Origin of the sequence: Rhodococcus sp. 05-340-2, assembly GCF_002258915.1 — a bacterium.
Taxonomy (GTDB): domain Bacteria; phylum Actinomycetota; class Actinomycetes; order Mycobacteriales; family Mycobacteriaceae; genus Rhodococcoides.
This window is the reverse complement of record NZ_NOYU01000022.1, coordinates 97,021-121,922: the sequence shown is the minus strand read 5'-3', so window position 1 is coordinate 121,922 and position 24,902 is coordinate 97,021. Positions and strand designations below refer to the sequence as shown.

Sequence of the window (24,902 nt, the reverse complement as noted above, 5' to 3'; positions counted from 1 at the left end):
AAAGTTTCTTGACATCCACTACTATTTGAGTAGGTTATGAGCACCGTCACAGTCCCGCCTACGGTAGACGTACATCACTTGCCGAAGGCTGTTCCCCACGGGGGACCGGAGAGCGCCAGGAGCACCATGAACGACCTTGCGACCACCACATCCGAATCGACCGCTCTGGTCGACCTCGTTGTGAAGGGCATGCTTCGAGGGCCGGTCACGCCCGAGCTACAGGCTGTCGTCGATGCCGGTGACGCCGTGGCCAAGGGCCCGATCGTCATGCCGACGCAGGCCGGAATCGCCGCTGCCGGTGCGCAGGTTCGTCTCACAGACGGAAGCGACGAGCACTCTGCGGTCACCGACTTCCTGCGCGCATTCCTACCGGTCAACCGTCGGCTGCGGGAACTGTGCACCGCATGGCAGTGCCGTCCGGACGGCACGGCCAACGACCACGGCGATGCACAGTACGACGCCAGAATCCGCGACCAGCTCGAGGACATTCATACATCCGTGGCCAAGCTGCTCCGCCGCGGTGGGAAGCAGTGTGCAGTCCTACTGGAGTACCGCGACCGCCTGAATGTCGCACTCGAACGGTTCGACAACGGCGATACCGCGTCGATGACGTCGCCCCTGACCGATGGCTATCACACCGTGTGGATGTGGCTCCATCAGCACGTGCTGATGATGCTGGGACTCACCCGCGCCGAGGACGAGGCCCTCGAGGAGGAACTCGTTCGCGGTAGCGCCGAATGACCCTGTCCGACAGTTCCGTACTCACCTCCGCGCGCGCAGCAGTGCCGTACGGGCAAGGCCGTGCTCGCGGTCTCGGTGCCGACGCGCTGGGGGTTCACGGCGTCGAGATGGACAACCTTGTCGCGCTTGGTCTTCCGGTCGTACCCGGGCTGACGGTGCCGATCGGGTCCGGTGCCGGCCTGCGTGTTCCCGACACCGCGAGCGCCACGATCGATCTGTTGGAGAAGTTGGCAGTCCGCGGGATCTGGCCGTCGGTGCGCACCGAGCGCCGACCCATGCTGCTGCATCTACGATGCAGCGCACCGGTTCCGGTGTCGGCTCTGCCTCCTGCCATCTCGGTCATCGGGCTCTCGCCCCTGAACGTCGATGCACTCGTCGAGGTGATCGGACGCGATCGCGACATCTACGACTCGTGGGCTGCGACCCTTCGATTCGTCGCCGAAGGTGCCCTCGACGTCGACACCGACGATCTCGACGATCTGGACGAGGACCACCCCGACAGTCACTCTCGCGTACCCGCCCTTCTCGAACTGATCGAACGTGCGACGGGCAGTCCGTTTCCCACCGAACCTGCCGAGCAGCTCGGCCTCGCAGCGACCGCCATGTTGGCTCGCTGGGCCTCTCCCCGCGGGCAGCGGGCCCGCCGCTCTCTGTCCCTACCGGACGATCTGGGCCTTGCACTGCACGTCCGCGCTCTGCGACTCGGCCCCTGGGACGACTCGGGCCATGGTTCCGCCGTCAGCCGCGATCTCGAGACCGGCAAGTACGCACCCCACGGCGTGTTCCACCTCGGTGTCCGCAAGGCCGATCCCAATCCCGGTCCTGGCGAACCACTGTCCAGTACTCCCGGTGGTGAACAGATCCTCGATCAGATCTTCGCGACTCTCGAGCCGCATCTGCGCGGTGTCGCCGAGATCGAGTTCGAGGTCCGCGATCGCCAGCTCGCCCTGCTGAGTGCAGGGGCGCTGGACCATCCAGGCCCACGTGCGGTCACCAATCTCGCCGTGGATCTGGCCAACGCGCGATCGATCGACCGCAGCGAGGCAGTGCGCATGCTCGAGCCCGACCTGATGCAGGACCTTCTGCACGCTCAGCTCACCCTCACCGGTAGCGAGCAGTTGCTCGTCCGCGGACTCCCCGCGTCACCGGGTGCTGCCGTCGGCGAGATCGCACTGTCGAGCGATCGAGCACTTGCTCTGGCAGCGCAGGGCAAGGCCGTCATCCTCGTTGCGTCCGAGACCAGCCCCGCCGACGTGCCCGCTCTGTTGGCAGCCACCGCGGTCGTCACGTCCAACGGCGGGCTCGCATCCCACGCCGCCGTCGTTGCCCGCGGTGCTGGTCGTCCGGCGGTCTGCGGCGCGGCGACCATCCGCATCGACAGAGAGCACGCCACCGTGACGACCGACGGCGTGACCCTCGCCGAGGGCGACACCGTCTCGGTCAACGGCCGTACCGGTGACGTCTACGTCGGTACCGTGGCAATTCGGCCGGCCGAGCCGTCACCGGAATTGGAAGTGTTGCTCGGTTGGGCGGACGACATTCGCGAACTGCGCATCCGCACCAACGCGGACAATGCCGACGACGCTGCTACCGCCTTTCGCCTCGGTGCCGAGGGAATCGGACTGTGCCGCACCGAGCACCAGTTCCTCGGCGATCAGCTCCCGCTGGTGCAACGGCTGGTACTGGCCGAGAGCGAGGCCGAGGAGATCGAGGCCATTGCGGCCCTGACCGCCGCGCAACAATCGGACTTCACCGACCTGCTCCGTGTCGTCGGCGACCGACCCGTCACCGTGCGCTTGCTCGATGCGCCGCTGCACGAGTTCCTCCCGGCCGACGGCCACTATCGCGACCGCGAACAAGCCGAACGTGCGGCTGCCACACACGAATCGAACCCGATGCTCGGTCTGCGCGGAGTTCGATTCGCCATGGTGCAGACCCGGTTGTATCCCGCCCAGGCCGAAGCTCTGTTCCGTGCGTGGGTCGTGGTGAACGGCGAAGGAATGACACCGCAACTCGAGGTCATGATTCCGCTGGTGTCGCTGCCGGGCGAACTCACCGAGGCCATCGCACAGGTGCACCGGGCCGCTGCGACCGTTGCCGCCGACACCGGCGTCACCGTTCCCTATCTCGTCGGCAGCATGATCGAGACTCCCCGCGCAGCCCTGCTGGCCGAACCATTGGCCGCCGAGGCCCAGTTCCTCTCCTTCGGGACGAACGACCTGACCCAGCTCACCTACGGGTTCTCCCGCGACGACGTGGAGAAGACGGTACTGGCCCACTATCTCGAACATGGGCTGCTCACCGACAGCCCGTTCGCCGTCCTGGATCGGGACGGTGTCGGCGCTCTGGTCTCCATGGCCGTCGACCGTGCCCGCACCGCTCGTCCCGACGTCAAACTGGGTGTCTGTGGTGAGCACGGCGGCGATCCGCAGTCCATCTCGTTCCTCAATTCGCTCGGCCTGCACTATGTCTCGTGCTCACCTCGGCGGGTCCCGGTTGCCCGGCTCGCCGCGGCGCACGCCACCCTCGAAAGCCGGTGAATTCCACACGATGAGCGCCGAACTCGACGCCCTTCGAGCTGCCGTCCGCGCTGCTGCCACCGAACTCGGCGGACACGACCTGTGCCGTCGACTCGATCCGGCCGGCCCAGGATGGGACACGCGCGCCTGGTCGATACTGGCGGAGCAGATCGGAACGGCTGCCCTCGGCTTGCCCGAATCCTGCGGTGGTATCGGAGGATTGGCCGAACTGGTCGTCGTCGCCGAGGAGCTCGGCGCTGCATTGCTTCCGGTCCCCTTTCTCTCGACCCTGTTCGCGGGGCAGGTGCTCGCCGGCGCAGGCAGCGCCGAGGACGTGGTGTCCGACATCGCCGAAGGGCAGCCTGCGGCGTTCGCCGGGCTCGACCGGCGCGGGTGGTGGTCGCTCGACCACCTGCCGTTCACCGCCTCGGAGATAAGCCACGGATGGACAGTGAGCGGGCACACGCCAGCCGTCCCGGGTGCCGCAGGCTCGCGATGGATCGTCACCGTGGCGGCAACTCCCGACGGCCCCGATGTCTTCGTCCTCGAGGCGTCTGCCGACGGCGCGTCGATCTCCCGCGTCGAGACACTGGATCTGTCCCGCGCTCAGGCCTCTGTGACCCTCACCGATACCTCGGCACGACGTCTCACAACTGGCGGAAGCGCTGCCACAGCACTACTTCCGGCCCTCGACCTCGCCTGCATAGTGCTGGCCGCCGAGCAGCTCGGCGGTGCCCAGGCCAGTCTCGATGCCACGGTCCGGTACGCCAAGGAACGACGGCAGTTCGGCCGCGAGATAGGTAGCTTCCAGGCGGTCAAGCACTCGCTCGCAGACCTACTGGTGCTGGTGGAGTCGAGTCGGTCAGCGGTGACCCGCGCGGTCGAAGCCGAAGACCGCACCGAAGCCGGTTCGGTTGCCCAGGCGTGGTGCTCGGACGCGTACCGAACGGTGACGGCCGAGGCGGTGCAACTGCACGGCGGCATCGGCTTCACCTGGGAGCACCACTGCCACCTGTACTTTCGACGTGCACGCGCAGACGCTCAACTCTTCGGTGGTTCCGCGTTCCATCGGGAACGTCTGGCCCTCGCCCTCGCCTGGTGAGACCTCCACCCGGTAGATCAGCGCTTGTCGCGCCCCGACCACGGCCGATCACGATTCTCCCGTGGCTCGGACGGTAGGCCGAGCACTCTCTCGCCGATGATGGTTCGCTGAATCTGATCGGTGCCGCCCGCCAGCCGGTAACCCGGGCTACCCAACACGTGCTCGGACCACGCGAAGAGGTCGTCGTTCACCCGGGCGGAGATGTTCTCTCCCAACAGGTCTGCGGCAATCTCGCCGATCTTGCTCAGCACGTCCGATGCCATCAGTTTTCCGACCGACGCGGCCGGTCCCGGCGAGATCCCTGCCGCAGCGGCCCTCGCTACCCTGTCGGCGGTGGCGGCGCGCAGTTCGGATCGGATGTACACGTCGGCGATGTCCTGACGCACCAGCGGATCGCCGGCCACGCCGAGGGATTGTGCGAGAGTCACCAACTCTGCGACCGAGCCGCCCTTCTTGCGGGTCACCGAACCGGAGGCGGTGCGCTCGAAGGCCAGAGTGGCACCGGCAACTTTCCACCCCGCGCCGACGTCGCCCAGCCGCATGCTGTCGGGAACTCGAACGTTGTGCAGGAACACCTCGTTGAAGGATGCGCCCCCGCTCATCTGCCGAATCGGGCGGATCTCGACGCCCTCGAGGTCGAGTGGAACCAGGAACGCGGTGATTCCCTTGTGCTTGGGCACGTCGGGGTCGGTACGGGCCAGCAGCATCCCGAGATCCGCGAACCGCGCTCCCGACGACCAGACCTTCTGCCCGTTGAAGACCCAGTGGTCACCATCGCGCACCCCCTTACATCCGAGCGCCGCGAGATCGGATCCTGCACCGGGCTCGCTGAAGAGTTGGCAGGCGAGCAAGTCCGTGCGCAGCAGCGGATTCGCATAAGTCGCTCGCTGTTCGTCCGAGCCGAACATCGCAACTGCGGGACCGACGAGACCCGTGGTGACACTGATGAGTTCGGTCGAAGGCGGAACATCGAACTCGCGCTCGGCCTGGGCGATGGCCGATGCGAACGACGCGGGAAGCCCGCGTCCACCGTGCTCGACCGACAACGTCACCGCGCCGTAGCCTGCATCGAAACGCATGCGACGGTATTCTCTGACGGCGTCGAGCAAGGCCGACTCGTCGTCATCGGACAGATTGCGAAAGACGGCCAGGTCCGGCCGGTCGTCCGGTGACGGGGTCGGCCGCGGCGGGAGGATCGAGCTCAACCACGAGCGGACCTCCGACCGGAAATCGGCCAACTCGGGAACGGTGTCGACAACCTCTGTCATGGTTCGCCTTTCGCTATCGGCTCGTCAGCACGGTGCAGGCCGACAGACCCGGTGCCCCGTAGACATGCGTGAATCCGACGGTCGGCCCGCCGGGCACCTGACGCCCGTCCGCTCGACCCTGCAGTTGACGCACCACCTCGTGCACCTGCCGCAATCCGGATGCGCCGATCGGCTCACCTCCGGCCAGACATCCACCATCGGTGTTGATCGGAAGGTCGCCGTCCCAGTCGGTCGCTCCGGAGCCGACCAACTGTGCTTGCTCGCCGTGCTCGCAGAGCCCGGTTTCGGCCATGTGGATCAACTCGGACCCGGAATCGGTGTCCTGCAACTGCGCCACATCGACGTCGGCCGGATCCACACCCGCTCCGGCGAATGCAGACGCGGCCGCGTCGATACTCGGGCTGTGCACCGGATCGGTGGTCAACCAGGGTGAGAAGACCTCGAAGGATCCCGGTCGTCTCGTTCGGACTTCGACGGATGCCAGCCGAATCGGCCGCTCGCACATGTCGTGTGCCCGCTCACCCCGAGCGAGAATCAGTGCCACGCCGCCCTCGCCCGGCGAACAGAACATGTACTGGGTCAGCGGGTCGTTGATCATCGGGGACGCCAGAACCTGCGCAGAGGTCAGCGGAGTGCGACGCCATGCCATCGGATGCGCGGCCCCGTTCGCGAAGGCCCGCTCGGATACCGCGGCGAGGGCGTACTCGTCGAGTCCGTACCGGTGGAGGTACCGACGAGTCTTCATGGCGAAGTACTGCGTGGTGACCATCAGACCGGTCTGCGCGTACCAGGGGTCGAGACCGTAGGCCGCGGGGTCGGATGCGAATGCTCCTCGCGGGTGCTTGTCGAAACCGACGACTGCGACGATCCCCGCTCGACCGGCGGTGAGCATGTCGGCCGCGGTCGACAGCGCGACTCCCCCTGTGGCGCAGCCGTTCTTGACGGTCGTGAACGGGATTCCGGTCAGCCCGAGCCGAGACACCAGCGAGTCGGGCTTGCCGGAGACGTTGCTGCCACCGACGGCCGCATCGACATCGGACCACCCGATTCCGGCGTCTTTCAGTGCGGCACGAAGTGCGTGTTCACCCATGTCCATGCCGGAGACACCGTCGTGCCGCCCGAAGGCATGCATCCCCGCTCCGACGACGAAGATGTCGGCCGGACTCACGAGACCACCCTGGCAAAGGCGAACGTGACCTGGCCCCCGCCGACGTCGAGCAGACGCAACTCGACCTCGTCGCCGATCGCGACCTCACCGACTATTCGCGACTCGACCAGAACCGCACCGAGATCGACGTATCCGACGACGAACGGTTCGAATCCCGACGACGGCGGCTGGTACGGCGGTTTCGGCGCGAACGTCTGGGTGGTCCACGTCCAAATCGTTCCTCGATCGGGCAGCGCCGTGCGCGTGACGTTCTCGCCGGTACACCCCGGGCACCGCTCGGCTGCCGGAAAGACGACCACATCGCAGTCGCCACACGAACTCCCGGCCAACAGTGGTGGGTCGAGTTCGACGAACAGCCCGTCGTCGATCGCAGTCGATTCCATGTCCTCCCGCTGGCCTATTCCGCCAACAGGCTCAGCGGGCGCGCCAAGAGGTCGCTCACGGTGCGGAGGTATTCCGCCGCGGGAGCTCCGTCCACGGCTCGATGGTCGAACGTCAAGCTCAGGGTAATCACCTGAGTCTTGACGGGAGTCTCCCCCTCCCAGCGGAATCCGTCCTTCACGCGGCCGACTCCGAGGATCGCCACGTTACCGGGATTGACGACCGGCGTGAAGAAATCGACCCCGTACGCCCCGAGTGTGCTGACCGAGAAGGTCGCACCCTCCATGTCCGACAGTCCCAGTCTCCCCGACCTGGCAGATGCCGCCAATTCGGTGGTGCGAGAACCGATTGTGCCGATCGACAGCGAATCCGCTCCCCGGACGACCGGGACGACGAGGCCACCCTCGACCGACACTGCTACGCCGATGTCGATGGCCTCGAACAGGGTCACCTTGTCGTCGGAGATTCCCGCGTTCAGCAGTGGGTGCTTCTTCAGTGCCAGCGCTGCGGCCTTGACCACGAACGCGTTGAGGCTCGGCGGCTTCGACCCGCTGCGCGCGGACTCGGCTGCCAGTTCGGCCCTGATCTGCACCAGTGCGGTCACATCTGCTTCGTAGCCGTGCGTCAGCTGCGCCATGGAGTGCAGACTGTCGAGCATGTTGCGAGCGATAGCGCCTCGCATGCCCTTCAGCGGGATGGTGTCGCCGGGTTTCGGGCCGGTCGTGCGGGCAGGCGCGTCCGCTTCTGCCGATTGCGCGCCAACCGGGACCGAAACACTGCGACCGGCGGCAGTCTCTATGTCGCCCTTCGTGATTCGCCCTCCGACACCGGATCCGACGAGCTCGCCGAGATCGACTCCGAGCTCGGCTGCCCGACGACGGAGTACCGGGCCGACGAACCGACCGGCCGCACTGTCCGCGCCGACGGCCTTCTCGGGCTGCGCCGCCTCTCGCATCACGACCGGCTCGGAGGAAGCGGCCTGCGCTGGACTGGCCGAAGGCGTTGCGGCGAGGAACTCCTCGACATCCTCGGAGACAATTCGCCCACCCGGGCCGGAACCTCGCACCTGTGCGAGGTCGACGTGGGACATCCCGGCGACGCGGCGTGCGTTGGGCGACGACTTGATTCGCGATTCGCTGCCCCGTCCGGACACTGCGGTCTCGACTGCGACACCGTCTTCGGCCGTCGGTTCGTCCGCAGTCGCGACCGAGGCGTTACCGCCGGGCGCGGACTCACCGTCGCCGAGAAGCCACCCGATCACCGCGCCGACGGGCAAGACGTCACCGGCCTGCGCGGTCGTCGCCAGGATTCCCTCCGCCTCCGCTTCGACGTCGACGTCGACCTTGTCCGTTTCCAGCCGCAGAAGAACGTCGCCCAGACCGATGCGCTGGCCGGATTCGGCCACCCACTCGCCGATCACGCCCTCCTGCATCGTCAGACCCAGCTTCGGCAGCACGATCTGCTGAGCCACGATCAGTTCCTTTCGAGGAGACGGCGCACACCTGCGACGATGCGGTCGGCATCGGGAACGTAGGCCTTCTCGAGTGGTGTGCTGAACGGCACCGGCGTGAAGGGAGCACCGACGCGAAGTACGGGCGCGTCCAGGTAGTCGAACGCCTCCTCCTGGATCTGCGCGGCCACCTCGGCTCCGATTCCACCGAAGGTCACGGCCTCGTGCACCACGAGGATGCGGTTGGTCTTCGACGCAGACTTCACGATGGTGGCAGTGTCCAGAGGCTGGACCGTCCGCGGATCGACGACCTCCACCGACACCCCGGACTCGGCCAGGATGTCCGCGGCCTTCAGCGCTTCGGTGACCATCCGCCCGAACGCCACGATGGTCACGTCGTCGCCTTCTCGCGGAACGGCAGCCTCGCCGAGGGGAATTGCGTAGAGGTCCTCGGGAACCTCGGCACGGGCACCGAGAAGCACCTTGTTGAGCATGAACACGACGGGGTTGTCGTCACGAACGGCGGAGACCATCAATCCCTTTGCGTCGTGGGCGTTCGACGGCATGACCACCTTCAGACCGGGCGTGTGCGCCAACCAAGCCTCGAGACTCTGCGAGTGCTGCGCCCCCGCGCTGACACCGGCACCGTAGGCGACGGTGATGACCATGGGGACCTTGACCTCGCCCCCGTACATGAACTTCATCTTGGCGGCCTGATTGACGACCTGATCGAGCGCTACGGCCAGGAAATCCATGAACATGATGTCGACGATGGGGCGCAGACCGCGCGCGGCCGCGCCGACGCCGAGTCCGATCAGGCCCATCTCGGCGATCGGTGTGTCGACCATGCGCCTCGGCCCGAATTCGTCGAGCAGGCCGTCGTACATATGGAAGACACCGCCGTATCCGGCGACATCCTCACCGATGACGAAGACGTCCTCGTCCTCGCGCATGACCTGAGCGACGGCTTCGTTGTAGGCCTTGACGTAGGTGGTGACTCGGCCCGCAGCGGCTGGTGCCGTCGCGGTTGCGTTGGGTGTTTCCGTTGCAGTAGACATGCTCAGCCTTTTCAGATCTTCAGTCGCTGTAGACATTGAGGGCGAAGTCGGCCAGGTCCGGGAACGGGCTGGCTTCGGCGAAATTCACGGATTCGGCGATGTCGGCATCCACCTCGGCCCAGACGGTGGCGAACTCGGCTTCGGTGACCAGTCCCTCGGTCACCGCCCGCGCCTCGAGCAACTTGATGGCGTCACGTTCCTTCCAGGCCTCGACCTCTTCCTGGGTGCGGTACGTCTTGCGGAGACCCTTGACACCCTGGTGGTCGTAGTAGCGATACGTCTTGGCTTCCACCAGGGTCGGACCGCCACCGCTTCGCGCCCGCTCGACGGCGCGACCGACTGCGGCACGCACGGCGATGGCGTCCATACCGTCGCAGATCTCGCTCGGGAACCCGTACGCAGCCGCGCGATCGGCCACATTCTCCAGCTTCATGTGGTCACGGAGTGCCGTGAATTCGGCGTATCCGTTGTTCTCGCAGACGAAGACGACCGGCAGCTCGAGAATTCCCGCCATGTTGGCCGCCTCGTGAAACGCCCCGATGTTGCTTGCTCCGTCGCCGAAGAAAGGTACGGCGACCGTATCCTCGTCGCGGTACTTCGCCGCGAACGCGGCACCCACTGCAATCGGAATACCGCCTCCGACAATGCCGTTGGCACCGAGCATGCCGATCGACAGGTCGTTGATGTGCATGGAGCCGCCACGACCCTTGCAGTAACCGTCGACGCGGCCGAACAACTCGGCGAACATCGGCTTGAACTCGGCACCCTTGGCGACGGCATGGCCGTGTCCACGATGGGTCGAGGTGATCTGGTCGGTGTCCCTGAGGTTCGACATCGCGCCGGCCGCAACGGCCTCCTGGCCGACGTAGAGATGCAGGAAGCCCGGCATCCGACCGCCCTCCATCAACCGCCCGGCCTCGGTCTCGAACTGCCTGATTCGCACCATCCTGCGATGCAGATCGAGCAGAACCTCTCGGCTCGGCGTCGGATCGTTCGATCCGATGGGCTCTACGGCCTCGCGGGTCGGGTCGGTCGCGGTCGAAGTCACCACGTACACCTCATTCTCTGCAGACTTTGTTTACGTCTTCACCAGTATGGCCACAACCCTAGCGCAATGTAAGTAGAATCACTATAAAGTTACTTAACCCATTGCACCACACCCTTCGGAGGATCGATCCCATGCTCGACCGAATCAGAGATCGAGCCCGAGTCGATCCGTCTGGCCCGGCATTGATCGACGACACCACCTCGATGACGTGGTCCGAGGTCCTGACGGTCCTCGACGCACTCGGCGAACACCTTCTCGAGATCGCCCCCGACTCCGACGACCGCATTGCCGTCATCGGCGAGAACTCCAGTCCGACCCTGCTCACCCACGTGGCGGCCATTGCGCGGGGCGTCGGCACGGTCGCCGTCTCCCGTCAGCTGACACCGAACGAGATGTCGGAGCAGTTCCTCGACTCCGGAACCGTCGCAGTGGTGACGGGGCCCGCGGGTCTCGCCTCGTCCCGCGGTGCCGCGGCCGCGGCACACCTCCGCGAGTTGATCGTGCACAGCTGCGACGGCGGCGTCGACTCGGTGGCCTGGTCCGAGGCAGTCGTGCCGCGGCAGAACACCGCTGCATCCACACCCCCGACCGAGCGTCCAGCGCGTCCGCCCCTGGTCTACACGTCCGGCACCACCGGACGAGCTCGTGGCACCCAGGTGCGGTGGTTGCCGAACACGGGCCGGAGCGCTGCCGAATTCGCTGACGGGGTCGCTGCGCGTTCCGGCTACCCGGACGGGGTTCACCTGGTGGTGGGACCACTGCAGCACAACGGGCCCTTGACCGCCGTTCGCCATCTGCTCTCCGGCCACCCTGTGGTGGTGATGGGCCGTTTCGACGCCGAGACGACCCTGAAGTCGATCCATCGCCACCGCGTCACGTCCACGCTGATGGTCCCGACCCACTTCCAGCGACTGCTCGGACTCGATGCCGACACTCGCTCGACGTACGACGTCTCCAGTCTCGAGTACGTTGCGCACACCGGCTCGGCATGCCCGGCGGATGTCAAGCGATCCATGATCGACTGGTTCGGGCCGGTTCTGGTGGAGTCCTACGGCGGTAGCGAAATCGGCACGGTGTGCAAGATCGACTCCCCCGACTGGCTGACGCATCCGGGATCGGTCGGTCGAGCGGTACCGCCGTTCGAAGCGGTCGTCGTCGACGCCGACGGAAACGAACTCGACCGCGGACAGACCGGGGTTCTCGGCTTCCGAACCCCACCCGAACGCAGCGTGGTCTACCACGCCGATCCCGAAAAGACCGCTGCAGCATACATTCTGCCGGGTGTCGCAACCCTGGGCGACGTCGGATACGTGGACGAGAACGGGTTCGTCTTCATCACCGACAGAATCGCCGACATGGTGGTGTCCGGAGGCGTGAACCTCTACCCCGCCGAAAGCGAACGAGTCCTGTCCTCGCACCCCGCCGTCGCAGAGGTGGCCGTCATCGGAGTACCGGATGCCGACTTCGGCGAAGCCCTACTGGCTCTGGTTGTCCCGGAACCGAATACAGGATTGGACACCGCCGAGCTCGCAGGGTTCGCCAAGGCGTCGATGGCGTCGTACAAATGCCCCAAGAGGTACGTGATCGTCGACGAGCTGACCCGCAACGCCATGGGCAAGCTCGACAAGAAGGCACTGCGAGCACCGTACTGGGCTACCGACCGGACCATCGCCGGCTAGAGCGTCGGGCATGGTCCGACGAGACGACCGGTCAGGACACCCGGACCAGCATCTTTCCGATGTTGCCGCCGCCGAGCATCGACAAGAATGCGTCGGCCGCGTTGTCGAGGCCGTCGTGGATCGTGGACTCGGCCACGATGTCGCCGGCAGCGAGCCAGCCGGCGACGCGGTCCTCGAACTCGCTCCTGAGGTCCTCGTGATCACGAACGATGAAGCCCTTGATGGTGATTCGCTTCAGGATGACCTCGATCAGACGGTCCAGGGGTGGACTGTCCGGACCGCCGTTCGAGATCATGCCGCACAGTGCGACGCGGCCTTGCTGTCGGAGCGCGGACAGCGCAGCGACGAGGTGATCGCCGCCGACGTTGTCGAAGTAGAGGTCGATGCCGTCCGGTGCCGCATCACGCAGCGCAGCACCGACAGGGCGGGCGCGATAGTCGATTCCAACGTCGAACCCGAACCGATCACGCAGCAGGGCTGCCTTGTCCGGTCCCCCGGCGCTCCCGATGACCCGCGTCGCACCGAGCAATCTCGCGAACTGACCCGCGGCACTTCCCACTGCGCCCGCAGCTGCGGACACGAACACCGTGTCTCCCGTTCGGATCTCGCCGGCGCGCTGCAGTCCGCAGTACGCCGTGAACCCGGTTTGGCCGAGTATCCCGAGCCAGTGGTGCAGCTCGATACCGCGTGGGGCGATCACCGTGGCCGCAGCGGTGTCGAGCACCGCGTGTTCGCGCCAGCCGAGCCGATGCCGGACGTAGGAACCCGCGGGCACCTCGTCGGTGCCCGCGATCACCACCCCCAGCGCCGAGCCGTCGAGCGGCGAACCCACCTCGATGTTGGTGGTGTACTGCATGTTCGAAGTCCCCAGGCGTCCCCGCGTCGACGGATCGACGCTCATGAAGATGTTGCGGACGAGAAGCTGATCCGCAGCGCGTTCGGGTAGCGGTAATTCCCGAACGTCGAAGTGTCGGGCTTCGGGTTCGCCCGAGGGCCGCTCGGCGAGAAAGACTGCTCGGGTCGCGGTCACGACACCACTCACGTCAGTTCCAGAATGGTGACCGTGCCCTTGGATCCGTCGATCTCCACGAGCGTACCGTCGGGAATGCGACGGGTCGCCGCCTGAACTCCTGCAGCGCAGGCGATACCGAGTTCGCGGCTGACGATCATCGCGTGGGAGCCCATGGCCCCGACGTCGGTGATCGCCCCACCGGAGACCATGAACAACGGTGTCCACGACGGATCCGTCTGTGGCGCAACGAGGATCTCACCGACCTCGAACTCGCCCAGTGCCGCCATCGAGGTGATCACCCGAGTGCGGCCCTGGGTGACGCCCGGTGACGCGCCCGAACCCTGCAGCACATCGCCCACCTGCACGAACTCGATGGCCGACTGGCCTTTGCGACCGAGGGAGGACAACGGCGGGAATACCTCGCGCCCGTCGAGGAACGTCGGCAGTTCCAGGCCGAACAGTTCCTTCCAGTCGCGATGGCGTTGCGCGAGTACCGGTGCGATCGACTCGGGCGCACTCGCCAACACGTCGAGTTCTGCGTCGACGGCCATGAACACGTGGTCGGCCGATTCGAGACGGCCCTCCGAGAACAGTCGGCGTCCGAGCTCGACGAGCGGAACCCGCGCTTCGTGCAAGACCTTGATGCAGTTGGTCTTGGCCCGCTCCCGCCATGCGGCGAAACGACGAGCCGACGCAAGCGCGGCAGTGAGAGTTGCTCGTCCGTCGGCATCGTCGCCGACGATGTCCTCGGCCTTCTTCAGCGCCGTGTCGGTGGCCGATGCATGGTCGGCCAGCCGCGCATGTGGTGAGGCCGCGTCGTCCTGGAGTCGAAGCCGGTCGACGAGACCGAGAACCAGTTCGGGTCGGGTTTCCCACGACACCGATCCGAGATCCCATTCGTTGGGTCCGCGGTAGCCGAAGTCGAGCAGGAACTGTTCGAGCTGTGCGTCGAACGCGGAGTCGATCCCGTGCACGCGCGCACCGACACCCTCGACGCCCTCGTCGAACGCGGCCATCAGCCTGTCGTCGGCCCGTGCCAGTCGACCCAGATCCCACAGTGCATACGAGGGCAGCGCCGAATCGACGTCGCCTGCGGCACCGACGAGGGTCACGATGAGGTCCTGATGCTCGGCACCGAGCAACTGACCGAGTACGGCGGGGCCCACCGCGGAGCAGTTGGTGGCGACGACCTCACCGCGCCACGCCACTCGTTCCAGGGGCATCACCGAGCGTGCGCGCGCGACGAGAGCAGCCGGGGTCAGCACCGACAGGTCCGGCCGTTCGGTACGCAAGCGGTCGGCGAGGGTTCGGTCCTCCTCCAGTTCGGGAAAGTCCTCGGTCGAGAGCGCCCAGGCATTTCGGGCTTGCAGGCGCTGGCTTGCGTCCGCGTTCTCGTCGTCCGGATGTGCCACGTAGGGAGGGATATCGGGGTCCCCGCCGTACCAGAGCTGGTCGACCAACTCGACGGGCAATCCACCGCGAATGCCGGTCAATCGCGACATCGACATGTTCACGTAGAGATGGCCGTAGAAGATGGCCGCCGACGCCGTCAGATCGGGCGACTCCGCCAGTGAGTAGCTACCGAAGCTGGCATAGCCGAAGTTCCATCCCGGCAGGATGTTCTGAATCCAGCCCAGATCTGCGCCGAGCGGCGTGATCGGGTCCGACAGCACGTCACTCGCGTTCAAACGTGTGTACACGGGGAGACGGGTGCTCGGCTCGGTATCGACCAACCAACGCTGTTCGGACATGTCGCTTCTCGTCTCTGACGTCATCGTCGACGTCTCGGTGGATAGTTTTTTGATTCGTTCTGCACATTGCTGTGACTTCCGCCACTCTACATGCAAGACTGTAGACGATGACAAGTTACTTGTCCGAGATCCCGTCCGACATTTCCGAGGAGAACTTCGATGAAACTGCAAGACAAGGTTGTTGCCGTCACCGGTGGAACTCAGGGCATCGGTCGTGGCATCGCCGAGGCGGCCTTGGCCGAGGGCGCGAAGGTCTCACTCAACGGCCGCTCGGCCGAGAAAGGTGACAAGGCCCTCGCCGAATTCGGTGTCGGAGATCGCGCCGCGTTCTTCGCAGGAGACGTCACCGTTCAGGCGGACGTCGAGAACTTCATCGAGCAGACGGTCTCCACCTTCGGTCGAATCGACGTACTGGTGAACAACGCCGGTGGCGCGAAGGACTTGCAGCCCACGGTCGATCTCAGCGACGAGGAGTGGACGTTGGTGATGAACTGGAACCTGAACTCCAACTTCTGGGCGACCCGCCGAGCCCTGAAACACATGCTGCCCAACAAGTACGGCCGCATCATCAACATCTCGTCCGTCGAAGGCAAGCACGGCAAGCCCGTGTTCACGGCATACGTCGCGGCGAAGCACGCCATCAACGGAATGACGAAGTCGATCGCCCGTGAAGTCGGAACCCAAGGGATCACTGTCAACTCGATCTGCCCCGGACTTGTCATCACCGACATCATCAAGAACAACGGCCCCAGCACCGCCGCCGCAATGGGAATGTCGTTCGAGGAGATGGTCGCTCTGTTCGCCGAGGAGTCGGCCATCAAGCGCCCCAACACGATCGAGGAAGTGTCGGCGATGGCCATGTTGCTCGCATCGGACGCAGGTGCCGGAATCACCGGTGCCATCCTCAGCGTCGACGGCGGCACTGCGTCCTACTGACGATTCCCATCGCGGCGAATTTCCCGAGGAGTTTCACATGAGCACAGCCGGATTGTCTGCCAGTCGCGAACTCGCCGAGCGCTATTCGGTGGTGATCAGAGGGCTCACCGCGGACGAGTGGGCTGCCCCCAGTCGCTGCGCCGGATGGTCCGTCAAAGACCTCGTCGCGCACACGGGATCGAATTTCAAGATCATGGTGGACCCGCCGGCCCACGACCCGTCGGCACCCGTTCCGACGACAGCGGAACAGGCGCAGAACCTACTCGTCGATGCACGACGCGACTGGTCGAGCGCGCAGGTGGCCGACGAATTCCTGTCCAACGCGGACGGCGCACTCGGCGTGCTCGAGGCGATGCAGGGCAGCGAGCTGGCAGCGACCCCGATGACACTGACCGATCTGGGAACCTATCGCACCCATCAACTCTCGGATGCGTTCGCGTTCGACATGTGGTGCCATCTCTACGTCGACCTGCTCGGACCCGACGGTCCGGTGACACGCGATACACCCGATCCCGAAGACGACCTGGTCCGCACTGCCGTCGATTGGATGTGGACCGGCCTACCGCAGATGTGCACCCCGGTCAGCGGCGTCCTCGACCGGCCGCTCGGCGTACAACTCACCGGTGCCGGCGGCGGCGAATGGACCCTTCGGCCCGGCTCGCAGCTCCTGACGGTCGAATCCGGAATCTCGAGTGTCGATACCGTGGTCCGTTCGACTGCAACGGATTTCGTGCTCTGGGGCACCACACGAAGTCCGTGGCGAGCGCATGTCTCGATCGAGGGTGACCGAGCCTACGCCGAGAAGATTCTCGACACCGTCGACATCATCTGAGCACTCGGTCAGTCGTGGGCCGCTGCATCTCCGGTGACGGCCCACGACAGGCAGCGCTCGAACACGGTGCGAAACTCCGGAACCGTCCAGCTCCCCCGGTCCACCCGGCCCAGATCGTCGATGCCGAGATCCTGTACGTCGAATCGCCCTCGGCAGTGACCGAGCGTGAAATAACAGACAGTTCCGCGACCGTGATCCTTGAGGTAGAGCACCGGACGTGGCTCGTCGTCGGCGGTGTGTCCTTCCTCGAAACCCGTCGACTCACCGACGAATCGAGTGTGTGCCAGGACCTGAATCGGTTGATGGAGTTCGCTGACGTAGAGCTCGTCGGTCACCTCGAACGAGTCGATCCCGGCCACGAACGGGTGGGCCGGATCGGTGATCTCGACCGTGTACGGCGCGATCGGTGGGTGACCGAGGAACTGGCTTCCCAGCACGGGAGCAATGGTGCTCAGAGATCGTGGCGTCACGTATTTGCTCGCCGATCCGGGTGAAGTCCTCTCGATCGCCGAGTTGGTGCCGTGCAGGGCCAGCCATCGTCCACCGCGAGAGACGAACTGCGCCAAAGCATTCTGCTGCGCTTCATCGGGAACCCGATTGCACGTGTACGTGATGAGGAGGTCGGCCGTGGCCACCGCCTCGATGCAGTCGTAGTCCTCGAAGACTCTGGTCCGAACCTGCTCGTACTCAGCCACTGCCGACAACAATTGCAGGCGTGCGTAATCGAAGTCGTGCCACTGCCCTCCGCATACGAGAACAGCATCGAGTCGGCCTGCCGGTCCCGGCATTGCTTCTCCTTGTTCGTCAGCTGTGCGCGTGCAGCGCTTTCCCCGCCAACGCGAGGTGCGCCTCCCCCAGAGCTTCTGCCTGGGTCGGATGGGCGTGTACGTGCTGGGCGACGTCCCCTGCGGTCGCCTGCCAGTTGTAGATGAGCTGAGCCTCCCCGATCAGTTCACCGACACGCTCGCCCACCAGGTGGATTCCCACCACGCGACCCTCCGGTCCCGCCTGGACGAGCTTGACCCCACCGGACGTGCGGAGAATCCGACTCTTGCCGTTACCGGCGAGGTCGTAGACCACTGTTGCCACCTCACCGAACTGCTTCGCGGCTTCGCTCTCGGTCAATCCCACCGACGCAACCTCCGGGTTCGAGTAGGTGACTCGCGGAATTCCGGTGTCCTCGATGGGAGTGCAGTCCAACCCTGCCAACTGCTCGGCAACCAGAATGCCCTGAGCGAAACCACGGTGTGCCAGTTGCGGACCGGCCACGATATCGCCCACCGCGAAGACCCCGGGAACCGTCGTCTGCAGCCATTCGTCGGTGACGACGAACCCCCGGTCGAGCTCGATTCCCGCCTCCTCGAACCCCATGTCCGCAGTACGCGGCCCGCGGCCGACGGCCACGAGCATCAGGTCCGCTTCGAGCTGCGATCCGTCGCTGAGATCGACGTGCACGCCGCCGCCCGGTCGTTCGGTGACTCCGCTGAACGAAGTCCCGGTACGCAGAGTGAGACCTCGTTTGCGGAAGGCTCGTTCGATCTGTTTGGTTGTCCACGGATCCTCCGTCGGCAGTAGCGTCGCCGCGGCCTCGACAACGGTCACGTGCGCGCCGAGCGAGGTCCAGACGCTGGCGAACTCGCATCCGATCACACCGCCGCCCAGCACGACGACACTGTCCGGAACGACATTCAACTCCAGAGCACGATCGCTGGTCATGACCGAACCGCCGATGTTCAGGCCCGGCAACGACTTCGGTCGAGAGCCCGTGGCCAGCACCAGGGCTTCACCGCGGTACGTGCCGGTTCCGCCGTCGGCGAGCTCGACCTGCACGGTGCGATTGTCCACGACACGTCCGCGACCGGCGACGAGCTCGATCTCACGGGACGCCACCAGCCCCTGCAGTCCGCGGTACAGGCCGGCCACCACCTCGTCCTTGTACTTGTTCACCGCAGTCATGTCGACGCCGTCGAGCGTCGCCTCGATCCCGAAAGTCGATGCCTCTCGGACCGAATCGGCGATCTCGGCCGCGTGCAGCAGCGCCTTGGTGGGAATGCATCCGGTGTGCAAGCACGTGCCGCCGAGCCTGCCGGCCTCGATCATGATGACCGACATGCCGAGCTGGGCTGCCCGCAGTGCACAGGCGTACCCGCCCGAACCGCCGCCGAGGATGACGACGTCGGCGGTGCCCGTCAGCTCACGTGTCACGCCGCGCTCAGAAATCGAAGCGGTTGGTGAAGCCGCCGTCGACCACCATGTTGATTCCGGTGATGTGCCCGGCGGCGGGCGAGGACAGGAAGGCCACGGCATTCGCAACGTCCTGTGCCGCAGCCAGTTTACCGAGCGAGGCCGACTCGAGGGCAGCCTCGTACAGTGCCGGACGACTCGTCTTGATGGTGTCCCAGGCACCGCCCTCGAAGAAGACGGGACCCGGTGATACCGCGTTCACTCGGATACCGGCAGGTCCGAGTGCGCGGGCCTGCGCCGACGAATGTTGCAGGACAGCGGCCTTGAGTGCACCGTAGCTGTTGGCCGTACTGATCGGTCCGGCCTCGAGCGCGGACGTCGTGCTGATCGTGACCACCGATGCGGAGCCGGACTTCTCGAGGTGTGGCTTGGCGGCTTCGATGAAGTTCACCAGGCTCATCAGGTCGACGTCGAAGCTGTTCTGCCATGCCTGCGCGCCTTTGCCCGTTGCAGCGGAGGCGTTGACCACGACGATGTCGATTCCACCGAGGGCACCGGCTGCATCCTCGACGAACGATGCAACCGCGGCGGCATCACCCACGTCGACCGCCTTGTGGAAGACGGTACCCAATGCGGACAGTTCTCCGGCAACCTCGTTCAGATGCTCCTCGCCGCGGGCGCACACACCGACGGAGGCACCCTCCGCCAGAAGTGTGCGGGCGATCGACAGGCCGATGCCGCGGCTCGCGCCACTGATGATTGCGCGTTTTCCGCGAAGATCGAGATCCATGTGAGACTCCTTGAATATGACGTGATTCGACTGCAGGACTTATAGATTCATGGCTCCGACGTGCGACTGGAAGTCGAGTACATGAGTGAAATCGTTCACCGATTGGACCGCGCGACGCGTATCGGCACCGCGCACCACACTCAGCGAGGTGTGGTGGACTCGGACCGGCATGTCGAATGCGCTACCCAATGCGTCGGCGAGCACGGCATTGATGACACCACCGTGGCAGCTGATCACCACTCGCCGGCCCAGATGCGCGTCGACGATCGACGAGATCTGGCGGAGAACGCGCGCATGAAACTCTGCGCCGTCCTCGGCGTAGGTGAACGCACCGTAACGACGCGTGCGAATGTGATCGCGGAACATGGCCGCGACCTCCTCGTGCGGTAGCACCTCGAACGGAGACTGGTCGGCCGGAAACTTCTGCCACGGTTCGTATTCGGAGAGTTCGTCACGCACGACGGGCTCCAACCCGTGCTTGCTCGCGATGAGAGTGCCGGTACGTAGTGCGCGACGCAACGGGGAGCTGTAGACCGCATCCACCCGTGTGCGCGCGAGTCGGTTCGCGACCGCCTCCGCTTGTCGCTCACCGAGTTCGGACAGGGGTGGGTCGACGGTCTCCCGCGCACTGAGTTCTCTGCTCAGTACCTGCTCACCGTGCCGAACCAGAATCAGTTCACAGAGCCCGGTCAGCGGGGCAAAGGGATTGTCGAGATCGATCGACCTGGCGCGCGGCATGAACCCAAGTCAACCACAAACTGTCGTCGCTCTAAAGATACTTCGCAAAATCGGTGCCGCGAGAGCCCTTTCAGACGCTCGAGATGTCGGCCGCGAGCTCGCGAACTTCCTCGGAGAATCGACGACGTCCGAGATCGGCCAGGACCGCGTCCTCGGTGAGCCACGACGAGGCCGACACTTCGAGCAGGGTCGTCAACGCGACAGCGGCCGCACCCTGCTTCGCTTTGGACGCGATGCCGCTTCGAGTGCGCAATTCGGCCGAGAACAGCGCCAGCATCACCGAACGCACTTCTCTTCGCAGAGTTTCGATGGACAGACTCCAACCGGGCGATCGGGTGAAGTACACCAATGCCGCAGCACGGTGCTGGTCCGTCCATTCGAGCAACGACGAAATGATGTCACCGAGAGCAGCGTCCGGATCGGCCGCGATCTCTGCCCGCAGTTCGCCGAGAAGGCCATCCGCGAACAAACGCAACCCGGCGAGCAGAACCTCGTCCTTCGACGGGTAGTGGTAGTAGACGGCCGCCGACGTCATCTGGGCCTCCGCAGCGATATCGGCCACGGTCACGTCCTCGATGGACCTGACCGAATACAGATGCATGGCAGCGTCCACCACTACTTCGCGTCGCGACGGCCGGTGCGCCGCACGCTTGGCACCCTTGTCCGCCGGGGGCGTCACCGTCGATTTCGGCTTCACTGCCTTTGCTGCCATGACGTAGATCATGGCACCATGCAGTGACCCGGGTGCCGAGGAGGACGCTGTGCCGCGACGAACCAGCAGCTCACAGTCGAAAGTCGACGAGAGTTCCGAGCCAGAGACTGCCGCCGATTCTCCCGTTGCGTCCGAGCCGGATGCCGCATCCCTCAAAGGATCTGCCCACCGGCCCTCTCGACGCCACCTCATCGTCCAGGCAGCGGTGCGCGTCTTCTCCCGCAAAGGATTCGCGGAGACGTCGATTCAGGAGATCGCCGAGGCAGCGGGCATGGTCCCGACTGCGGTCTACTACCACTTCGCCAGCAAGGAAGAGCTGTTCGATACTGCACTGGGATACGCGATGGATGCCAGTACCGCCGCAGCCCAGGCAGTTCGACCGGACGACACCGAGGCCGATGCCGCTGCGTTCAAGGATGTCGTCGATGCCGTATGGGACTGGACCGAGGAACATCCCAATGCGGCCCGGATGTTGTTTCTGCAGGTGGCCGGCGGTGCCACGCCGGGGACACGTCTACTGACGAAGGAATACGAGGACAGGCACGTCCGTCGTGCCTTCGACTATTTCCCCGACGCCGAGATACCGGCGAACAAGCGATCGGCCGCGGCGCAGCACGCCGCGCGATCGCTGCGAGCACGCACGATGATTGCGACGACCATCGCCATCCAGCCCCTGAGGATCGAGGGCGGGCCCTTGTCCAACATCTCGGTGTCGCGTCTCCGGTCGGCCACCACCGATGTGTGCGCGAAAATGATCGAGGGTCGCTGAACCTCCGACGGACGGGCACCACCGTCGAGTAACTTGACTGAAACAACAGTCGAGACTCTGAATGGACGTCCCTCATGCGTATCGCGGCTTTTTCCGGTGGACACTCCTTCGATCGTGACGCGTTCGCCGGATTTCTGGAGTCGATGCCCGGTGAAGTCACCTGGTTCGAGCACCCGGACGCGAATCCGGGGCCGGAAGCGTTCGACGTCTCACTGCACTACGACATGCCGGGCACGTTGCCCCGGCCGTCCGCGCCCCCCGATGCACTACGCGACGCAGTGAGGGCCGCACCGAAGTCCGGACTCGGGTATGTCGTGCTCCACCACGCCATCGCATCGTGGGCCGCCTGGGACGAGTGGGCCGAGTTCGTCGGCGGCCGCTACCTGTATCGACCAGGCGTGGTGCGGGGCGTCGAGCGACCCGATTCGGGCTATCGACACGCGGTTCCGCAGCACATCTCCGTCGTCGACACCGACCATCCGATCGTCGCAGGGATTCCCGAGTCGTTCGACCTGACCGACGAGACCTACCTGTGCGAAGTCTTCGAGGACGACGTGACACCGCTGCTGCGAACCGACGCCGAGATGACCGACGCCGTTCACTTCTCGACCGCCTCGGCCATGGCGGGCAGGCGCGACGATCGCACGGGATGGCAGCACGCGCCCGGCTCGTCGCTGGTCGGGTGGACCAAGACGAACGGTCGTAGCCGGCTGGCCTACCTGCAACCGGGCGACGGGGCTCCCACCCTGTCGGACCCCGTCTACCGCAGGCTCGTGGGGGCAGCGCTCCGATGGGCCGCTCGGCAATAGTTATTGGAGTCGCACTAAAGAAAACTGTGCTCGTCGTCACTGTTCGCTGATACAGTTAGTGGATACAGCATTAAGTAACACCTCTACTGATCATCAAGGAGATTGCGATGCGACAGATCAAGCATCCGATGAGCCACGCGATCTACGAGTTCGACGACGACTTCAACGTCCTGGTCACCACTCGCGACGGCAAGACCGGCACGTTCGATCCGGAAGGTCGCTACCTCCACGGCGAGGTGAAGGCTGTGGATCCCGAACTGGCCCGATGGGTGGGGCTCGGCCCCCGCGCTCCCGTTCCCATCACCCAGAACCGACGTTTCATGGGCGCTGCGAAGCTGCTCGAGAAGATGCAGGCCGACAAACAGGCGCAGGACGCCCTCGCCATCACGCTGGAACAGGGAGGCAAGCTGTGACCGATATCGATGAGCGCGCCACACCACCCATCGAGAACGGGACGGGGTACCAACGACTGCTCGAGACCGATACTCATCCGGTGCCGGACATCCTGCGCGAAGAGTCGCACGAGCAATACGCCGACCAGAATTTCGTTCCGGTGTCGCGCTACATCAGTCGCAAGTATCACGAACTCGAGCGAGATCGAGTCTGGTACAAGGTATGGCAGATGGCGTGCCGTGAAGAAGAGATCCCCGAGCCGGGCGACACGCTCGTGTACGAGATCTGCGAGAAGTCGATTCTCCTCGTCCGCGGTAAGGACATGGGCATCCGTGCGTTCTACAACTCGTGCCTGCACCGTGGCCGCACCCTCCGCGAAGAGGACGGCCCGGCCGGAAACGAAATCCGTTGCCCCTTCCACGGTTTCGCCTGGAACTTCGACGGCTCGCTCAAGTCGATGACCTGTGCCTGGGACTTCCCCCAGGTCGACAAGTCGAAGATGGATCTGCCGCAGGTCAAGGTCGACACCTGGGGCGGCTTCGTGTTCGTCAACATGGACCCCGAGTCCGAATCACTGGACAGCTTTCTCGGTGACCTCGGAAAGCACTTCGAGGCCTGGCCTCTGGAAGATCGCTTCATCCAAGCGCACGTTGCGCAGGTCATTGCGGCCAACTGGAAGATCGCGCAAGAGGCGTTCTCCGAAGCTTTCCACGTGATCACCACTCACCCACAGCGCGTCGTGGGCACCGGTGACTCCAACAGCCAGTACGACAGCTGGGGCAACTTCAACCGCGGTATCACGGCGAACGGCGTACCGAGCCCGCACATCAACTTCGTCCCGTCCGAGCAGGAGATGTTCGACTCGATGATCGATGCCCGCATCGACGAGGACCCGATGGTGACGCTCCCCGAGGGTGTCACCGCGCGCGAGATGTCCGGCATGCTGGCCCGCGAGGGTCTGCGCGAGATCATCGGTGATGTCAAGGCGGACAACATGTCCGACGCGGAATCACTGGACAGCATCTACTACACCGTGTTCCCGAACTTCCATCCCTGGGGCGCATACCAACGCATCGTCTACCGATTCCGACCCAACGGTGACGACCACGAGACCTCGATCATGGATGTGTACCTACTCGCACCGTTCAAGGGCGAACGGCCCAAGCCTGCCAAGACCCAGTGGTTGCGACCGGAGCAGTCGTGGCTGGAGGCAACCGTGCTCGGCAGTTCGGCGCGGGTGTTCGACCAGGACGCGTACAACATGCCCAAGGTACAGAAGGGCTTGAAGTCGGCGCAGTCGAAGACGCTGCCGCTGGCTCGATACCAGGAAGTCAAGATCCGGCATATCCACCACCTGCTGGCACAGTGGATCGGCGAGGAAGCGGACTGACACCGGCGACCGTCCGAGGGACCGGCATGACGGGAGGAATCGGTCGGCCGTCGAAAGCAACTGACCATCCGGGTAGGTAGCCGCCCGTCCGGCGCGCGGGGTCCGCAGCGTCCGAGCGGGCCGAACTGCTCCGGAGCGGCAGATTCGCCGAGCGTCGTGTGGAACGCTCGAC

Annotated in this window: 23 protein-coding genes; 10 read left to right on the top strand and 13 right to left on the bottom strand. The window is 65.1% G+C overall.

What is annotated here, in order from left to right:
- The first annotated feature begins 126 nt into the window (after positions 1-126).
- The 3 genes from CH271_RS11395 to CH271_RS11385 are packed head-to-tail and all read left to right on the top strand — an operon-like array spanning position 127 to position 4,362.
- Complete coding sequence (locus tag CH271_RS11395; protein ID WP_094633655.1) at positions 127-741, top strand: hypothetical protein; 615 nt, start codon at positions 127-129, stop codon at positions 739-741.
- Positions 738-3,281 (top strand): putative PEP-binding protein, encoded by a 2,544-nt coding sequence (locus CH271_RS11390; RefSeq protein ID WP_094633654.1) that lies wholly within the window; start codon positions 738-740, stop codon positions 3,279-3,281. The genes CH271_RS11395 and CH271_RS11390 overlap by 4 nt, the downstream gene beginning before the upstream one ends.
- Before the next feature lie 10 nt (positions 3,282-3,291).
- Positions 3,292-4,362 carry an acyl-CoA dehydrogenase family protein gene (locus CH271_RS11385; RefSeq protein WP_094633653.1) on the top strand — a complete coding sequence of 357 codons (1,071 nt, stop codon included), beginning with the start codon at positions 3,292-3,294 and terminating at the stop codon, positions 4,360-4,362.
- Positions 4,363-4,379: 17 nt separating this feature from the next.
- On the opposite strand, the gene CH271_RS11380 is transcribed toward CH271_RS11385, so the two are convergent.
- From CH271_RS11380 to CH271_RS11355, 6 genes are read right to left on the bottom strand one after another with little or no spacing between them, the layout of a single operon-like run.
- Positions 4,380-5,630: an acyl-CoA dehydrogenase family protein gene (locus tag CH271_RS11380; RefSeq protein WP_094633652.1), complete on the bottom strand. Its 1,251-nt coding sequence runs from the start codon at positions 5,628-5,630 to the stop codon at positions 4,380-4,382.
- 13 nt (positions 5,631-5,643) lie between these two features.
- Positions 5,644-6,798: a thiolase family protein gene (locus CH271_RS11375; protein WP_082323505.1), complete on the bottom strand. Its 1,155-nt coding sequence runs from the start codon at positions 6,796-6,798 to the stop codon at positions 5,644-5,646.
- Positions 6,795-7,181 (bottom strand): Zn-ribbon domain-containing OB-fold protein, encoded by a 387-nt coding sequence (locus tag CH271_RS11370; protein WP_094633651.1) that lies wholly within the window; start codon positions 7,179-7,181, stop codon positions 6,795-6,797. The genes CH271_RS11375 and CH271_RS11370 overlap by 4 nt, the downstream gene beginning before the upstream one ends.
- Before the next feature lie 14 nt (positions 7,182-7,195).
- The gene (locus tag CH271_RS11365; protein ID WP_094633650.1) at positions 7,196-8,650 is read right to left on the bottom strand and encodes a 2-oxo acid dehydrogenase subunit E2; all 1,455 of its coding nucleotides are present in this window, start codon (positions 8,648-8,650) and stop codon (positions 7,196-7,198) included.
- Between the two features lie 2 nt (positions 8,651-8,652).
- The gene (locus CH271_RS11360) at positions 8,653-9,687 is read right to left on the bottom strand and encodes an alpha-ketoacid dehydrogenase subunit beta (protein WP_094633649.1); all 1,035 of its coding nucleotides are present in this window, start codon (positions 9,685-9,687) and stop codon (positions 8,653-8,655) included.
- Between the two features lie 19 nt (positions 9,688-9,706).
- Positions 9,707-10,735, bottom strand: a complete 1,029-nt coding sequence (locus CH271_RS11355) for a thiamine pyrophosphate-dependent dehydrogenase E1 component subunit alpha (RefSeq protein WP_252341853.1) — start codon at positions 10,733-10,735, stop codon at positions 9,707-9,709.
- 131 nt (positions 10,736-10,866) lie between these two features.
- Between CH271_RS11355 and CH271_RS11350 the strand changes: the two genes are divergently transcribed.
- Positions 10,867-12,414 carry an AMP-binding protein gene (locus CH271_RS11350; RefSeq protein ID WP_094633648.1) on the top strand — a complete coding sequence of 516 codons (1,548 nt, stop codon included), beginning with the start codon at positions 10,867-10,869 and terminating at the stop codon, positions 12,412-12,414.
- Between the two features lie 31 nt (positions 12,415-12,445).
- Here the strand turns inward: CH271_RS11350 and CH271_RS11345 are convergent, their stop codons facing one another.
- Together CH271_RS11345 and CH271_RS11340 are read right to left on the bottom strand one after the other, a co-directional pair.
- Entirely contained in the window at positions 12,446-13,456 is a 1,011-nt protein-coding gene (locus CH271_RS11345; RefSeq protein ID WP_256986368.1) for an NADP-dependent oxidoreductase, read from the bottom strand.
- On the bottom strand, positions 13,453-15,177 hold the full coding sequence (locus CH271_RS11340; protein WP_094633647.1) for a PEP-utilizing enzyme: 1,725 nt from the start codon (positions 15,175-15,177) through the stop codon (positions 13,453-13,455). The genes CH271_RS11345 and CH271_RS11340 overlap by 4 nt, the downstream gene beginning before the upstream one ends.
- A 159-nt stretch (positions 15,178-15,336) precedes the next feature.
- Here CH271_RS11340 and CH271_RS11335 point away from each other — a divergent pair, with 159 nt between their 5' ends.
- Both CH271_RS11335 and CH271_RS11330 read left to right on the top strand, forming a co-directional pair.
- Complete coding sequence (locus tag CH271_RS11335) at positions 15,337-16,113, top strand: SDR family NAD(P)-dependent oxidoreductase (protein ID WP_037188431.1); 777 nt, start codon at positions 15,337-15,339, stop codon at positions 16,111-16,113.
- 37 nt (positions 16,114-16,150) lie between these two features.
- Positions 16,151-16,945, top strand: a complete 795-nt coding sequence (locus tag CH271_RS11330; protein WP_094633646.1) for a maleylpyruvate isomerase family mycothiol-dependent enzyme — start codon at positions 16,151-16,153, stop codon at positions 16,943-16,945.
- 8 nt (positions 16,946-16,953) lie between these two features.
- Here the strand turns inward: CH271_RS11330 and CH271_RS11325 are convergent, their stop codons facing one another.
- The 5 genes from CH271_RS11325 to CH271_RS11305 all read right to left on the bottom strand — a co-directional run bounded on the left by CH271_RS11325 (position 16,954) and on the right by CH271_RS11305 (position 21,369).
- Positions 16,954-17,733: a ThuA domain-containing protein gene (locus CH271_RS11325; protein ID WP_094633645.1), complete on the bottom strand. Its 780-nt coding sequence runs from the start codon at positions 17,731-17,733 to the stop codon at positions 16,954-16,956.
- Between the two features lie 16 nt (positions 17,734-17,749).
- On the bottom strand, positions 17,750-19,138 hold the full coding sequence (gene lpdA, locus CH271_RS11320) for a dihydrolipoyl dehydrogenase (RefSeq protein ID WP_094633791.1): 1,389 nt from the start codon (positions 19,136-19,138) through the stop codon (positions 17,750-17,752).
- A gap of 19 nt (positions 19,139-19,157) precedes the next feature.
- On the bottom strand, positions 19,158-19,919 hold the full coding sequence (locus CH271_RS11315) for an SDR family NAD(P)-dependent oxidoreductase (protein ID WP_037188435.1): 762 nt from the start codon (positions 19,917-19,919) through the stop codon (positions 19,158-19,160).
- Between the two features lie 39 nt (positions 19,920-19,958).
- On the bottom strand, positions 19,959-20,657 hold the full coding sequence (locus CH271_RS11310) for a histidine phosphatase family protein (RefSeq protein WP_037188440.1): 699 nt from the start codon (positions 20,655-20,657) through the stop codon (positions 19,959-19,961).
- A gap of 70 nt (positions 20,658-20,727) precedes the next feature.
- Positions 20,728-21,369 (bottom strand): TetR/AcrR family transcriptional regulator, encoded by a 642-nt coding sequence (locus CH271_RS11305; RefSeq protein WP_230596168.1) that lies wholly within the window; start codon positions 21,367-21,369, stop codon positions 20,728-20,730.
- Between the two features lie 49 nt (positions 21,370-21,418).
- Between CH271_RS11305 and CH271_RS11300 the strand changes: the two genes are divergently transcribed.
- The 4 genes from CH271_RS11300 (at position 21,419) to CH271_RS11285 (ending at position 24,730) form a co-directional block, all read left to right on the top strand.
- The gene (locus tag CH271_RS11300) at positions 21,419-22,138 is read left to right on the top strand and encodes a TetR/AcrR family transcriptional regulator (RefSeq protein WP_256986366.1); all 720 of its coding nucleotides are present in this window, start codon (positions 21,419-21,421) and stop codon (positions 22,136-22,138) included.
- A gap of 74 nt (positions 22,139-22,212) precedes the next feature.
- Positions 22,213-22,947 carry a ThuA domain-containing protein gene (locus CH271_RS11295; RefSeq protein ID WP_094633643.1) on the top strand — a complete coding sequence of 245 codons (735 nt, stop codon included), beginning with the start codon at positions 22,213-22,215 and terminating at the stop codon, positions 22,945-22,947.
- A gap of 107 nt (positions 22,948-23,054) precedes the next feature.
- A complete protein-coding gene (locus tag CH271_RS11290) occupies positions 23,055-23,360 on the top strand; it encodes a hypothetical protein (protein WP_052047385.1) in 306 nt (101 codons plus the stop codon).
- On the top strand, positions 23,357-24,730 hold the full coding sequence (locus CH271_RS11285; RefSeq protein WP_094633642.1) for an aromatic ring-hydroxylating oxygenase subunit alpha: 1,374 nt from the start codon (positions 23,357-23,359) through the stop codon (positions 24,728-24,730). Before CH271_RS11290 ends, CH271_RS11285 begins: the two co-directional genes overlap by 4 nt.
- Positions 24,731-24,902: the final 172 nt, after the last annotated feature.